Source organism: Paenibacillus sp. B1-35 (genome assembly GCF_050474385.1).
GTDB lineage: Bacteria > Bacillota > Bacilli > Paenibacillales > Paenibacillaceae > Paenibacillus_B > Paenibacillus_B alvei.
On sequence record NZ_JBCHVJ010000009.1, the window covers coordinates 115,585 to 130,166 of the forward strand.

The window sequence follows — 14,582 nt, forward strand, 5'->3', positions numbered from 1 at the left end:
TTGTGTCATGAAGGATACATCCATTCGAAAGCTCTTCTTAACCGGAGTATGGATCATCTCCATTATCGCTATAACCGGATGCCAGCAAAAGATTATTGTGAATGAGGCAGGTTTCATTCAAACCATTACGGTCGATGTTGGGGAGAAACACCCATTCAAATACGGCATCAGCTTTCCGCAAGAGTCTAGTGGCAACAAGACACTCATCTGGCATTCTATCCTGGAGGCGCCAGATTTCCAGGGGGCTATGAATCATTTCAATCTGCAGACACAATCCCAACTCGTGGTTGGACAACTGCGCAACATTTTGTTCGGGGAAGAGGTCGCGAGGCAACCGGTAAATGCCATCCGTCATCTTGTCTATGACTCGAAGTTCCCTTTGACCTCCAACCTGCTTATGGTGAAAGGCAAGGCCAGCGGCATTTTCCAAGCGCCCAAGGGGGAGTTGAACCTCGCCCTGTATCAATTGCTGATGAAGCTTCATAAAAATAAAAACTTGACCCTATCTTCACTCTTCAACTTTATTCGAGACGATCTCGATGATGGGATTGAGCCTGTCTGCTCCATTGCCAGTTTTAATAAAAACGATGTTCGAATTCACGGAATGGCATTGTTTCGGAACGGAAGCTGGGTCGCGACCCTGCCCGAGGAGGATGTCAATTTCATGCTCACTTTACGAAGCAACCGAATGACGGCGCTCCTGTATATTCCAGAGGAACGGATGAACAAACAACAACCGCTTATTATTGAAAATGCTCAAGTCAAACGGAAAATCCGCGTTATCCGAACGGATCCCTATCCAGAGGTGGAAATCACACTGTCCATCAAGGGAGCCACCACCTCATCATTGAACGAGCTTGGCAACAATAATGTTGGTACCTCCTCCAACATTACCAAGCAGTTGCAGCGCAAGTACGAGCAGGTCATTCGCTTCCTTCAGGAGCAAAAGACAGATTGTCTCGGGATCGGTGCACATGTACGCAATAAGATCGGTTATCCTGCTTATAAAGGCGAGGAATGGCCAGAACGATTTGCGAAGTCCAACATTCGCTGTATTGTAACGTACAGCAAAATCAATGAGGTGTAGCAATGCTTGGCATCACTGCCTTCCAATATGACAACATTGTTATAGTACAATATGGTATACTGGTACCAGTTGCTGGCACATCGGACGGACCGTGACCGAAGAAAGTGGTGAACAAGAGATATGCAGCAATGGAAATTAAATCTCATCATTTTATGGTTCGGTTCATTTCTTGCCATGGCAGGAATGACCATGGTTACCCCGTTTCTTGCTTTATATTTGCAGCATGATATCGGACTGACCGATACGCATCAAATCGCGCTCTGGTCAGGATTCATATTTGCGGCGAATTTCTTCACCTCATTTATTTTCCAGCCGATATGGGGGAAATTCGCTGACAAATACGGGCGCAAGGTCATGCTGCTTCGCTCGGGATTCGGAATGGCGGCAGTTACCGCATTAATGGGGTTAGCGCAGACGCCTTGGCATCTATTGCTGCTGCGCATGCTGAACGGAACCATTTCCGGATTCAACCCTGCTGCCGTTGCGCTAGTATCGTCAACGACGCCCAAAGAACGAATGGGCTTCGCGATGGGAGTTCTTCAATCCGGGGTCGTTGCAGGCTCGATTTTGGGGCCACTAATGGGCGGCGTGTTGGCCGACTTGGTCGGATACCGTCCTATTTTCTACATCACAGGAACGCTCCTATTTCTGGCAACCATGCTGACAATGTTCATGGTGAAAGAGTCCTTCGATCGTGAGAAGGTAAGCAAAACGTCTGAGATGTCTGTACTGCAGGGTTTCAAGGAATTGGCCCGCATCCCGCAATTGAAGTCGTTGTTGGCTGTTACCTTCCTGCTGCAATTCGCCATGCTAAGTCCCATGTCGTTATTGCCGCTGTATGTACAGGAGCTCCATGGATCACAGCAGGGTCTGGCATTGCTAGCCGGAGTCGTAAGCGCAGTGACCGGATTGTCTAATATGATCTGTTCACCGATACTCGGCAAAATCAGCGACAAAATCGGATCGCATCGCATCTTAACCATTTGCCTAGTCGGTGCAGCCTGCTGCTTAATCCCACAAGCCTTCGTCACGCAAGTATGGCAGCTTGCCGCCGTTCGGTTTGCACTCGGAATCTTCATGGGAGGACTCCTTCCTTCCGTTAATTCGCTTATCCGCAAATTTACGCCTGACGGTATGGAAAGCCGTGCTTACAGCTTCAACAGCAGCACCTTAGCGCTGGGCAACATGGTTGGACCGATTGTCGGCGGATTGCTTTCGGGCGTTATCGGTATCGAAGGAATTTTTATTATGTCAGGAATATTGCTGCTCCTTAATACGTTGTGGACTCGCTTCTCGTTGTACGGCAGCAACCGTGCAGAACTCCGTCCGTAGTGCCAATGAAATCACGTGTTCCACACCATCAAGAGATCATGGTCACAAATACATTTTGCCGACTACATCATCAGAAGTAATGAGCACATCATGAACAAGACCCAGGGCATCCCTGGGTCTTGTCCTATTTGATATCCGCGACTGAGCTCCGCTCTACGAACTCAAATCGCATAATTCGCTGTTCGGGCACTGCTTCAGGATTCATAATTCGTGTAAAGCACGCCTGAAACATAGCAGCTCCAGCTTCTTCATTGCGATAATCAATTGAAGTCACCCCGATAACTGAAGCCATCGGGAAATTCTCGCAACTGATTAAGGATAGATGCTCTGGGACATGAATTTCTTGCTTCCGTCCCTCCAATATCATTCCAGCTGCAACTTCATCGCCAGAAGCAATGATAGCGGTTGGACGATTTTCCATTGCAATCCATCTCTGGAGCAGCTCCGCTCCATGCTGGATGTTGCTGCTCCGATAGAACATCCAGTTCTCCTCAGGGGTTACACCAATATCACGGAGGGCATCCACATAAGCTTGCAAGCGAATCGAACTATTATAGCTATATTCTCTACATACCGATATCCCGATACGACGATGTCCCTTCTCAATGAGATAGCGCATGGCATAGCTGTAGCTTCCATAGTAATCAAAGCTTATCGAAGTTATCGGACGATTGCCGGCATGCTCTAAGGATACAATGGGTCCGTAGCGCGTGTATTCCTCAACCGTATCCCATGACAAGTCCTTCGAAACAATAATCAGTCCGTCAATTTGTCTCTGCTTCAGCATATGGAGCGCACGCAGCTCTTCTTCCGCGTTATAGTCCGTTTGAAAAAATACAAGATTATATTTATGTCGCAGCGCTTCTTCTGCCAATCCCGTCATGAAGCTTGAGAAAAACGGCATATCCATACAAGGAAGAAGAATGCCGATAAGCTGGGTTCTCCCCTTAACCAAATGCACCGCATTGAAGTTTTGCGTGTAATCGAGCTGCTCGACAACCCGCATGACGGCCTTCCGCTTTTCTTGACTCACATAAGGATGATTATTCAGCACACGGGATACCGTGGTGACTGATACACCGGACAGCTCCGCAATCTGCTTAATATTCGCCATTATCGCGATCCCCCTATTCATCCAATGCTTCTTCATTATACCGTATGGTAACCGATGTCTGAAAAAAAGTAAAAAGCTCTTGCTATGAAAAGCATTTCATCTGATACGTTATGACTGTAGCCGTTACCTGCTGGCGTAACCTGATGCACCACACGGAGAAAACCGATAGCTTCAATCTCCTAGGGCGTTACGGCAGGATGGCTCGCAGCCGATGAGAGAGGGAGAGATAATGATGACTAGGAGCATCGTATTTTTTGACATAGACGGGACATTATTGAATGAGAAAAAACAAATAAATCCCTCGACGAAGCAAGCAATTGCTCAACTGCAGCAGTCTGGGGTCTATACGGCCATTGCAACTGGCCGCTGTCCAGCATCCTTCCAATGGGTATGCGAAGAACTCAATATACGATCCTTCGTCTCTATGAACGGACAATACGCCGTCTTTGAAGGAAAGGTCGTCCATGATAATCCGCTGCCGGCCGCTGAGGTTGAACGCTTAACCGATATGGCAACGAAACGCAATCATCCGCTTGTCTATTTGCAGGCAGATGCAATGCAGTCCTCCATGGGACAGGACTCCATTAGTGATGCGCTTAAGCAATTCCAGATCGGACGCTTGCCTTTACGGCAGGCCAGCGATCAAGACAAGTCTGTCTATCAAATTTTGCTGTTCTGCAATGAACAGGAAGGCAAGGAATATGCTGTTCATTTCCCTGATTATCAGCAGCACCGCTGGCATCCGAATGCGGTAGATTTTCTGCATGGCAATATTTCAAAGGCCGTCGGTCTGCAAAAGATGCTTGAATACGGCGGATTCTCACGTGAACAGTGCTGTGCATTTGGCGACGGCACCAATGATATTGAAATGCTGCAATTCGCAGGCATAGGAGTGGCTATGGGCAACGCATCCCCCGATGTCAAATCATACGCGAATGTAGTGACAACTTCCCACAACGAAGATGGGATTCGAAACGGTCTGCAGGCGATCGGTCTTCTATAGCCTCCTACGCAAAAAACCTCCGGCTGGAAAACCGGAGATTTTTTCATGTTTGCTCTTTTTTCGATTTTACTTCTAGCTAACCTCTTTTATGCGGTGCAAGTATAGCTGCTGTTAAATCTAGATGCCATCGATAAAGCTTATATCCATGTAACATTTTTGTACATTCCTTATACGATGTGCAGAAGATTCAAGAATACAAGCACAATGACAATTGGAATGACCACACGTAGCAGCATGAGATACATTGCGAGTCCCTTCTGCCACCAAACCGCTTCCGTACGGAACTCTTGCTTCAATCGTGCCTTAGGGAATCGATAACCGACGAACAGAGCGATTAGCAGTACACCAATCGGCATCAATATATTCGTCACCGCAAAATCCGCCATTTCAAAGATGGTTAAACCAAAGAGTTGAATCTCTGACAATACGCCGAAGGACAACGCAGATGGGACGCCAACAACAAATATCAATAAGCCGAACAAGACGCTCAAACGCTTTCGATTGATTTTGTTGCCTCCCGAGAAGCCTGACACCAATATTTCCAACATCGAGAACGCGGAAGTCAATGCAGCAAACAAAAACAACGCTAGGAATAATGTAATAAAAATTCCGCCATAAGGCATTTGTTCAAATAAAGCCGGCAAAGTACCAAACAGCAGTCCCGGACCTTCTTGCGGCTTCATTCCCAAAGCGAATAATGCTGGGAAAATCGCAATTCCCGCCATTAAGGAAGTGAGCACATTCAAGATAACGACGGAAGTCGCCGATTTTACCAAAGATTCTTTCTTGTTCAGGTATGAGCTGTACGTAACCATTACAGATACACCGACACTGAGACAGAAGAACGATTGGCCAAGGGCATTCAATATAGCTTGTCCTGTCAGCTTGCTAAAGTCTGGCTTAAGGAAATATTCAAGTCCTTCACTCATCCCTGGAAGCGTAAGTGAACGGATTATGAGTACAAGGAACAAAATGAATAGACCCGGCATTAAAATACGGCTTGCCCGCTCAATCCCGGACTTTATCCCCTGCCCTACGACGACGATCGTAATCAGCATGAAGGATAGTTGCGCCATAACAGCAGTCCAAGGATTAGATACGGTCTGTGCGAACAGTTCATCATAATTTCTGCCCGCTACAAGCAATCCGCCTACAATCCCACGAGAGAGATAGAGCAAAATCCATCCCCCTACAACGCTATAGAAGGAAAGCAGCAGGAAGCAGGTTCCCATCCCCAAATAACCCGTCCAATGCCAGCGCGTTCCCGGCGCAATTTCCTTATAGGCTCTAATCGCTTCCTTGCCTGTTCCACGGCCAATTACAAATTCAGCAATGAGCAGCGGCAAACCAATCCCCAGTGTAAATATAAGGAACAATAGAAAAAATGCCCCGCCACCGCTTGTGGCAACTACATTCGGAAACTTCCATATCGCTCCGAGGCCTATTGCCGATCCCGCCGAGGCAAGTATAAATCCAATCTTCGATGTCCATTGTTCTGTAGCCTTCATGAATTCCTCCCGCAACCGTTCTTTCTCGTTGTCCCATCTCTTTTACTCTATGTCGCCTCATTCGTAATCGCTGTACTTTAGAACGGAAGCCAGTTCATCCCATGCAAAAACACAATACCTACAATAATCGGCAATACGTAGCGCAATAGCACCATATATACAACTAATCCCTTATGCCACATAGAGGGCATCGTGCTCCATTCTTCCTTCAAACGCTCCCGCGGATATCGGAAGCCGACAAATACAGAAATAAGCAGCACCCCTAACGGAAGCATCACATTCGTTACCGCGAAGTCCGCCCATTCGAATACATTTTTGTTCATCCAGGTCAGTTCGCTGCCAACCCCAAACGACAGTGCCGACGGTACGCCTAACACAAAAATGATCGTCCCAAATATCCAGCACATCCGCTGTCTGCGCACTGCATCTTGATGCGAGAAGGCAGCAACCACGATCTCGAGCAAAGAGAACGCGGATGTCAATGTTGCAAACAGGAATAATGCAAGGAATACCGCGATAAATATACTGCCGTACGGCAACTGCTCGAATACATTCGGCAGGGTCACGAACAGTAATCCTGGGCCGTCCACCGGCTTCATTCCTAACGCAAACAACGCAGGGAATATTGCAATACCTGCCATGAATGATGTCATAACATTTAACCCAACGACAGATAGGGCAGGCTTGCCGAGTGATTCCTTCTTATTCAGATAGGAACTGTACGTGACCATACAGGAGCCCCCGACACTCAAGCAGAAGAATGACTGCCCAAGCGCGTTCAGCAGCGCTGCCGAAGTCAATTTGCTGAAATCCGGCTTCAGAAAATATACAATTCCCTCGTACATGCCCGGCAGTGTCAAAGAACGTACGATCAGCACAAGGAATAGTACAAACAATCCTGGCATTAAAATGCGACTTGCCCGTTCGATCCCGGACTTCACTCCTCTTGCTACTACCAGAATAGTGAGCAGTATAAAGGCTCCTTGGGACAATACTGCAAACCATGGATCTGCCACAGTCTGTGAAAACAGCTGCCCGTAATCTCGTCCGTTCTCCAGCAATGTGCCGCTAATCGAACGAAGGAAATACAGCACGATCCATCCGCCTACTACACTATAAAAGGAGAGCAGCAGTGAGCACGTTGCCATTCCTAAATACCCTATCCAATGCCAACGGCTATTCGGTGCCAAGTCTCGATAAGCAGAGACTGCCTCCTTGCCTGTTCCACGACCGATAAGGAACTCAGCAAGAAGAAGCGGAAGCCCGATACCGAATGTAAATAATATAAATACAAGGAAAAAGGCTCCGCCGCCGCTCGTTGCAACTACATTTGGAAATTTCCATATTGCTCCCAGTCCAATAGCAGCTCCAGCAGAAGCCAGTATAAATCCAAGTCTGGACGTCCATTGTTCTTCCGATTTCATCTTATGATCCATCCTTCATCGTCTAGTTGCCGTCACATATTATAACATAAGAGAGTGCGGCACCACTCAAGATTTTAGGACTTCAGAGGCGATTTCATACGCCAAATTACGGTTATCGAACAATCGCAAGCGCCAAACCGTCATATGCTGGAAGCAGCGTGCTAATGAGACGTTCATCCTGAGCGATTCTTTCATTAAAGAGCCGCATCGCCTGTACAGCTGGTCCCTGTTTGGCCTCATCGAGCGTTCGGCCGCGCAGCATCAAGTTGTCCCCCGCAATGATGGCGCCTGGACGAGCCAAGCGTATGGCATATTCCAAGTAGTTCGGATAATTCCCTTTGTCCGCATCAATAAAGAAAAAGTCAAACGTAGCCTGCTCCTTCTCCAGCTCTTCCAAAGCATACATCGCTTCACCGACTCTATACTCCACTTGACCTCCGTATCCCGCTTCCGTCAAGTTTCTCTTTGCAATATCTGCATAATCCTGCCGCAGTTCGAGGGATACCAGCTTGCCTTCCGCCGACATTCCGCGAAGCAGACAACAACCACTGTAACCGCCTAGCGCACCAATTTCCAGAACGCGCTGTGCACCGATCATACGGACAAGCATTGTCAGCAATCTTCCGTATCCTTCATGCACCGATATGTCCGGCAAGCCATTTTCCCGAATATTTTCCTTAATCCGCTCTAAAATATCGTCCTTCTTATAGAGCTGTTCCAAATAGGTTTCAACCGCATCATTAGACATTTTCACAACCTCCTGCTTTTTATGATATGATGAATGCCATATGAGTACAAGTCAGACAAGAAAACGGAGTTGAATGATTATCATGAGTCGACCTTGGTCGTTAATCGCAACCGCACCGATGGGCCTTGAAGCTATCGTTGCCCGCGAATTGCAACAATTAGGATATGACACTCAAACGGAAAATGGGCGCGTTCATTTTACTGGCGGGCCGCTGGATGTGTGCCGCGCTAATTTATGGCTGCGTTCTGCAGATCGCATCCTCGTTAAGATGGGACAATTCCCTGCCCGTACCTTCGATGATCTATTTGAAGGAACGAAGGCCATTGACTGGCATGAATGGATTCCAGCGCACGGCGAATTCCCTGTCGATGGACGTTCACATAAGTCTCAGCTGTCCAGCGTGCCGGCTTGCCAAGGTATCGTGAAAAAGGCTGTCGTTGATAAATTAAAGCAGCAGTATCATATTGAATGGTTTGAGGAGACAGGTCCTTTATACCGGATTGAAGTGTCCCTGCTAAACGATATTGCAACAATTACATTAGATACAACTGGCGCCGGCCTGCACAAGCGGGGCTATCGCAAATTGACAGCCAAAGCCCCATTGAAGGAAACAATGGCTGCCGCACTTGTTCAGCTCAGCCGCTGGAATCCTGAACGCCCGCTGTATGATCCATTCTGCGGATCGGGTACACTGCTTATCGAGGCAGCTATGATTGGATGGAATGTTGCTCCTGGATTGCGCCGTTCTTTCTCAAGCGAAGCTTGGCCAATCATCGGTGAATCGTATTGGGAAGAAGCTCGTGACGAGGCATTCGATGCGGTACGAGACGATATTGAACTGCAGATAGCCGGTTCAGATATTGATCCAGAAGCGATCCGCTTAGCAGAAGCAGCAGCGAAGAGCGCAGGCTTCGGACGTGAAATACAGTTCCATGTAGCACCGGTTGCTCAAGCTAAGCCAACTGGGGATTACGGCGTCATTCTTACGAACCCGCCATACGGGGAACGCTTGAATGAACAGGATGAGGTCGACCGCATGATTCGTCAGCTCGGCTTCCTTTATAAGACGCTGCCGACCTGGTCAATGTTCGTCATCAGTCCGAACCGCCAATTCGAGCATAGAATCGGCGATCCGGCTACGAAGCGGCGCAAGCTGTACAACGGCAATATCGAATGCCAATTGTATCAATACTTAGGCCCTCTTCCTCCTCGCAAACCGCGGACAGACGAGTCTACTCAGGCCTAATACGAATCAGGTGAATGTGCTATGCATTCTTATTTGACTTACAGGATGGCATGAACATGAACCACTATATAAGTATGTCCAAGGGGCTGTTCAACACATCGAACAGCCTCTTTCCTATAACGTGTATGATTCGCGGCACGGATTGGTTTTTCCTCTCGAAACCATACAATATGTATTCACATAGCGGCCCTTTTTGACTACTCACTAAACAAAATAGTTTAAAAAACAATTACGCCTTTGTTTTTTAAAATTTGGTAAATCAACAAAATCATATAGCCTCTATCGCGGGTACCTTCTTTTTCAATTATTACATTTTCGTAAAATCTGGTATGATGTAGAGTGTTTGTAGAAGATGTACAGAAAGGATGGAAGTATGAATTCGTCTATGTATGGCTCGTATAATACCTCCAGCCATCGTCTCACTATCTCGTCCATATTCGGACGATTCGCTATGGTATGGTTTATCGCCTTAATGATGTGGAAGCTCGTTTGGTTCGATCGCACTTTATCCATTCCATATATGACAATGAGCACACCTGACTTTTTTGTAGCTCTAGGCACATTACTTATCATAGCTGGGTGGACGTTCTGGCTGTCAAAGCGCTGGCGTACGATTGTACTGTTAGTGTTGAATGTACTACTCACAATTCTTATTTTTTCGGACTTGGTATATTTTCGTTATTTCCAAGATTTCATCACTGTTCCGGTGCTGCTGCAAGCTGGACAAGTAAGCTCGCTTGGGGACAGTATCGCTTCCCTAATCCATCTCGGTGACATCTGGCTGTTCCTAGACTGGATCATTGTGATACCGTTGTCCATTATGTACTTCCGAGCACAGTCCAAGGAACATAAAGAACATAGAGGCGGATATTTGCTTAGCGGTGAGCGTCGCCGTCGTCCCGCTTGGGTTACCCGCTTAATCACTAGTACGCTCAGCCTTGTTATTGGCGTGTTGATGATGGCAGTGCCCATCCATCAAGCAACGACGACCTGGGCCTCAGGCGTCTTCACGGGCAATTGGTGGAATGCGTCCATATATAACATAACCGGACTGTTCGGATTTCATGGGTATGATGTGTACCGCTATGCTGAGCTGAATTGGTTCGGCGGAAATAAGCTAAGCGAAGAAGAATTGAATAAGGTCGGGCAGTGGTTTGACGATCATCGCGCGAAGCTGCAAGGCCCGCCTGCTTCCTTCGGCAAATACAAAGACAGCAATGTCATCATTGTACAGGCAGAGGCTTTCGAGAATTTCGTAATCGGCAAATCCTATAATGGGCAAGAGATTACACCGAATATGAACAAATTGCTGAAGGAAAGCATGTATTTTAGTCGTTTCTTCCATCAAACCGGACAAGGACGCACTTCAGATGCGGACTTTGGCGTAAATGCCAGCCTTCACCCTTTGCCAACTGGTTCTGTTTTTATTCGGTATCCAGGTCAAACCTATGATTCACTGCCTTCTATTTTGAAATCATCTGGCTACTCTACAGGTGCATATCATGCCTACGATGCGGGATTCTGGAATCGGTATATCATGTACAGCAATATGGGATACGATAAGTTCATGAGCCGCACTGACTATAAAATAGACGAGCCGCTTGGATGGTCTCTTGGTGATAAATCGTTCCTTCGACAATCGGTGGCACATATGGCGGATAACAAATCGCCATTTTACAGCTTCTTGATTACGCTGACCAGCCATCATCCGTACAAGCTGCCTGCAGATAAACAAGAGCTTAATGTAGAACCGTATCAGGACACCATCTTCGGCGACTATTTGCAAGCTATTCATTACGTAGATGCGGCACTGGGTGATATGATTCAAGATTTGAAGCAGCGTGGTCTATGGGACAAGACGATATGGATGATGTATGGTGACCACGACAATTCCATTGATGATCGCGAACCGCTTGCTCGAATGCTGGGCCATGAGATTAGTGATCTGGATATGCTGGAGATGAAAAATCAAGTTCCACTCATCGTCCATTTGCCTGATGGGGCAAATGCAGGAACCTATGATACCGTAAGCGGTCAGCTCGATATCGAACCGACACTCCTGCACTGGCTTGGAATCGATTCGAGCGACAAGCACCTCATGGGTCAGAATTTGCTGAATCCGGCGAATCGATTAGTCGTACTTCGCAATGGCTCCTTCACAAACGGCAAAGTATTTTATGTACCGTCTGCTGACGGATTATTCGAACATGGAACCTGCTACGATTATGGAACTCGTCAACCAACAGATGCAGCAGCGTGCCAGCCGTTCGCAGCAGAGGCGAATAATCGGCTGCAAATTTCCGATAAGGTCATTATAAACAATGCCATTCAGCAGTTGCGAGAACGCAAAAAATAACACAAACAAAGAAAGAGCCGCTGCATATACGCAAGCGGCTCTTCCACTATTACCTGTTATTCATGAATGCCGTGCACCCACGACAACTGTTATCATAAATCTTCCTGTTCCAGCAGTTTGTCCACTTTACGGCGTCTGCGCTTTTCCTTCAAGCGATAATCCCGTTCCTCCTTGCGTAACGCCCTTGTTATCGAGAAGCACATGCCAAGCAATATTACCGCAAACGGCAGCGCTGTGAGGATAGATGCGGTCTGCAATGCCTCCAAACCGCCTCCCAGCAGCAGCACGGTAGCGATGAGCGATTGGAATAGCCCCCACGCTATTTTAATCGGCGCGCTCGGATTCGGATCCCCGTTCGTTGACATCATTCCCAGGACAAATGTTGCCGAATCCGCGGACGTAACGAAGAAGGTAATAATGAGCAGCGTTGCTAGAATGGCAATAAAACTGCCGCCTGGCAGCGCATCCAGCGTTACGAACAGCGCAGATGTAATATCCTTTTTAACCGACTCTACGATCGGCAGGCCATCGAACATCTCCAGCTTAAGTCCGGTTGCGCCGAAAACAGAGAACCATATGAAACTGAATCCACTTGGCAGCAGCATTGTTCCCAGTACGAACTCCTTGATCGTTCTTCCCTTAGAGACTCGCGCGATAAAAGAGCCAACGAATGGTGCCCATGCAATCCACCAGGACCAATAGAACAAGGTCCAGCTCGCTACCCACGAATCCTCGGTGAACGGAGTCAACCGCAGACTCATCTGAATAATATTTTGCAAATACCCGCCAAGCGTCGTTGTAAAGGAATCGAATATAAATGAAGTTGGTCCGAGTAGCAACGTGAACAAAAGCAAGCCTAATGCGATCAGCAAATTCACATTGCTAAGAATACGAATTCCCTTGTCCAGTCCCGTCACTGCAGAAGTAAGGAACAACACGGTTACAATCGCAATAATAATGACTTGCACCGTTGCATTGCTCGGTATGCCGAACGTATGCGCAAGCCCGCCATTGATTTGCATGGCTCCAAGCCCAAGTGATGTTGCCACCCCGAAGGCCGTTGCAATAATAGCCAATATGTCGATTGTCTTCCCAATCGGCCCCTTCACTCGCTCACCAAGCAGCGGCTCAAAGGTCCAGCTAATTAACCCATTATGACCTTTGCGGAAAGTAAAGTAGGCAATTCCCAGCGAGACAAGCGTATAAATGCCCCAAGGATGCAATCCCCAATGGAAGAAGGAGTACCGCAGCGCTTCATTCGCTGCACCAGGCGTCATCCCTTTCAACGTTGGCGGATTTATGTAATGGCTGATAGGTTCGGCCACTCCCCAGAATACAAGCCCGATCCCCATCCCTGCGCTGAACAGCATGGCGAACCAAGATATATTGGAATACTCCGGGTCATCATCATCATTGCCTAATGTGATATGTCCGAACTTCCCAAAAGCAAGATAAAGACAGAAAACCAAGATGATTAACGCTGTAATCAAATAGAACCATCCAAAACGTTCAGTCGTAAACGACAAGGCCGCGCTGGATTGTGTGGATAAGCTTTCCGGAGAAAGGAATCCCCAAATGACAAACGCTAAAATAACGACTACTGATATACCAAATACCATAACCTCACTCCCAGATGCTAAGACTTGATGTCGGCGGTGGAAGGGTAAAAAAATCCCAGACATAGTCCGGGACAAGAACAAATATCATGACGATAAAGACAATAAAATTGCGTACACCTATCCCTCAAAGGAATCCAGTTGGTCTGCGCCAATGGAATTCAGCCGGGATTGCTCCGCTGCAAGCATTTCTTCAGCTAATTGGACCGGATGTGGATTATCGCTGTCTGCGGCCTGTTGTACGGCGCGCTCAGCATGTTGAAGAGATTGCTCCGCCTGATAGACGGATTGGTCCGAAGGATGTGACATTGCTTGAGATACAGCGTTGTGCGCTGTCTTGACTGCGTTCTGCGCTTGCGAAATCGGATTTTGCGATTGCAAGCTTGAGTCATATTTGGACATGCTGCGAGCCTCCTTCTTCGCCAGAGTATGGAATGTTCCCAAACAGGGAGTAGTCTCCAACGATTAGGATATCGCTTCGCAGCTTTTTCTATGCGGTTAAAAACTTACTTTTTGACAAAAGGCTTTGCCTTTTCAATTGCTTCATCCTCTGTCGGAGCAATTACGTACCGACCATTGATATAGATGAACACTCGCTTGGCGCAATGCCCACAGTATGACTTACAGCCAATCTTGATATCCGCTTCCGGATCCAGACCTTTGACTTTCGGTAAAAAAGTCTTCATTTTGATATGCCGACATTTATCACAAATACGAATATCGTTCGCCATTGTTCTTCACTCCGCTTTACCCCATTGTCTTGTTGTACTTTCGCAATGAAATTGTTGCGTTCGCCAACCTCTATGTCATTGTACGGGAACCCGGGGCGAGAAGCAACCTTTTGCGTCACATTCCGTCATTTTTGGTTCGCATTTTCATATTTTAGAGCATGCTTGGAAAACCAAGGCAACAGAATTAAGGTAAAAATAATGTCATCAATCGGCATAAAGGGAATTAAATCAAATGGGATTATCCAGTAAATAGCGATTACACCTACAAATATTGCTTTTTCCCAAAAAGGAACACGCTTGGATGTCAGCAGTCTTGGCACTGAACTGAGCAGCAACCACAACCTCTGCCAAGATCGCTTAGGGCGTGGTTTTTGAGATGGGCCTCTCGAAGTGGGATTCGCCAATTTTGCACACCTC

At 47.3% G+C, this 14,582-nt stretch carries 13 protein-coding genes; 5 read left to right on the forward strand and 8 right to left on the reverse strand.

The annotated features are described in order from the left end of the window. The first annotated feature begins 7 nt into the window (after nt 1-7). Together ACQ5BJ_RS24305 and ACQ5BJ_RS24310 are read left to right on the forward strand one after the other, a co-directional pair. Entirely contained in the window at nt 8-1,087 is a 1,080-nt protein-coding gene (locus tag ACQ5BJ_RS24305) for a Ger(x)C family spore germination C-terminal domain-containing protein (protein ID WP_005546019.1), read from the forward strand. A 120-nt stretch (nt 1,088-1,207) separates the two neighbouring features. Beyond that, nucleotides 1,208-2,419, forward strand: a complete 1,212-nt coding sequence (locus ACQ5BJ_RS24310; protein ID WP_040735795.1) for an MFS transporter — start codon at nt 1,208-1,210, stop codon at nt 2,417-2,419. Nucleotides 2,420-2,543: 124 nt separating this feature from the next. On the opposite strand, the gene ACQ5BJ_RS24315 is transcribed toward ACQ5BJ_RS24310, so the two are convergent. Beyond that, nucleotides 2,544-3,533 carry a LacI family DNA-binding transcriptional regulator gene (locus ACQ5BJ_RS24315; protein WP_268622355.1) on the reverse strand — a complete coding sequence of 330 codons (990 nt, stop codon included), beginning with the start codon at nt 3,531-3,533 and terminating at the stop codon, nt 2,544-2,546. 229 nt (nt 3,534-3,762) lie between these two features. Here ACQ5BJ_RS24315 and ACQ5BJ_RS24320 point away from each other — a divergent pair, with 229 nt between their 5' ends. After that, nucleotides 3,763-4,536, forward strand: a complete 774-nt coding sequence (locus tag ACQ5BJ_RS24320) for a Cof-type HAD-IIB family hydrolase (RefSeq protein ID WP_268594594.1) — start codon at nt 3,763-3,765, stop codon at nt 4,534-4,536. Between the two features lie 167 nt (nt 4,537-4,703). Here ACQ5BJ_RS24320 and ACQ5BJ_RS24325 read toward each other — a convergent pair whose 3' ends face one another. From ACQ5BJ_RS24325 to ACQ5BJ_RS24335, 3 genes are all read right to left on the reverse strand, one after another. After that, nucleotides 4,704-6,044 carry a sodium-dependent transporter gene (locus ACQ5BJ_RS24325; RefSeq protein WP_005546007.1) on the reverse strand — a complete coding sequence of 447 codons (1,341 nt, stop codon included), beginning with the start codon at nt 6,042-6,044 and terminating at the stop codon, nt 4,704-4,706. A gap of 77 nt (nt 6,045-6,121) precedes the next feature. Then, nucleotides 6,122-7,468: a sodium-dependent transporter gene (locus ACQ5BJ_RS24330; RefSeq protein ID WP_163979017.1), complete on the reverse strand. Its 1,347-nt coding sequence runs from the start codon at nt 7,466-7,468 to the stop codon at nt 6,122-6,124. Between the two features lie 112 nt (nt 7,469-7,580). Further along, complete coding sequence (locus tag ACQ5BJ_RS24335) at nt 7,581-8,216, reverse strand: O-methyltransferase (protein WP_268598840.1); 636 nt, start codon at nt 8,214-8,216, stop codon at nt 7,581-7,583. Nucleotides 8,217-8,298: 82 nt separating this feature from the next. Here ACQ5BJ_RS24335 and ACQ5BJ_RS24340 point away from each other — a divergent pair, with 82 nt between their 5' ends. Together ACQ5BJ_RS24340 and ACQ5BJ_RS24345 are read left to right on the forward strand one after the other, a co-directional pair. Then, complete coding sequence (locus ACQ5BJ_RS24340; protein WP_268598841.1) at nt 8,299-9,462, forward strand: THUMP domain-containing class I SAM-dependent RNA methyltransferase; 1,164 nt, start codon at nt 8,299-8,301, stop codon at nt 9,460-9,462. A 373-nt stretch (nt 9,463-9,835) separates the two neighbouring features. Then, a complete protein-coding gene (locus tag ACQ5BJ_RS24345) occupies nt 9,836-11,818 on the forward strand; it encodes an LTA synthase family protein (RefSeq protein WP_430112771.1) in 1,983 nt (660 codons plus the stop codon). A gap of 92 nt (nt 11,819-11,910) precedes the next feature. Here ACQ5BJ_RS24345 and ACQ5BJ_RS24350 read toward each other — a convergent pair whose 3' ends face one another. The 4 genes from ACQ5BJ_RS24350 to ACQ5BJ_RS24365 all read right to left on the reverse strand — a co-directional run bounded on the left by ACQ5BJ_RS24350 (nt 11,911) and on the right by ACQ5BJ_RS24365 (nt 14,569). Continuing rightward, entirely contained in the window at nt 11,911-13,437 is a 1,527-nt protein-coding gene (locus ACQ5BJ_RS24350) for a glycine betaine uptake BCCT transporter (protein ID WP_268622359.1), read from the reverse strand. A 117-nt stretch (nt 13,438-13,554) separates the two neighbouring features. Further along, nucleotides 13,555-13,836, reverse strand: a complete 282-nt coding sequence (locus tag ACQ5BJ_RS24355) for a hypothetical protein (RefSeq protein WP_005545996.1) — start codon at nt 13,834-13,836, stop codon at nt 13,555-13,557. A 104-nt stretch (nt 13,837-13,940) separates the two neighbouring features. Then, nucleotides 13,941-14,165 carry a DUF1450 domain-containing protein gene (locus ACQ5BJ_RS24360; protein ID WP_005545993.1) on the reverse strand — a complete coding sequence of 75 codons (225 nt, stop codon included), beginning with the start codon at nt 14,163-14,165 and terminating at the stop codon, nt 13,941-13,943. Nucleotides 14,166-14,290: 125 nt separating this feature from the next. After that, the gene (locus ACQ5BJ_RS24365) at nt 14,291-14,569 is read right to left on the reverse strand and encodes a hypothetical protein (RefSeq protein WP_430112774.1); all 279 of its coding nucleotides are present in this window, start codon (nt 14,567-14,569) and stop codon (nt 14,291-14,293) included. Nucleotides 14,570-14,582 lie beyond the last annotated feature (13 nt).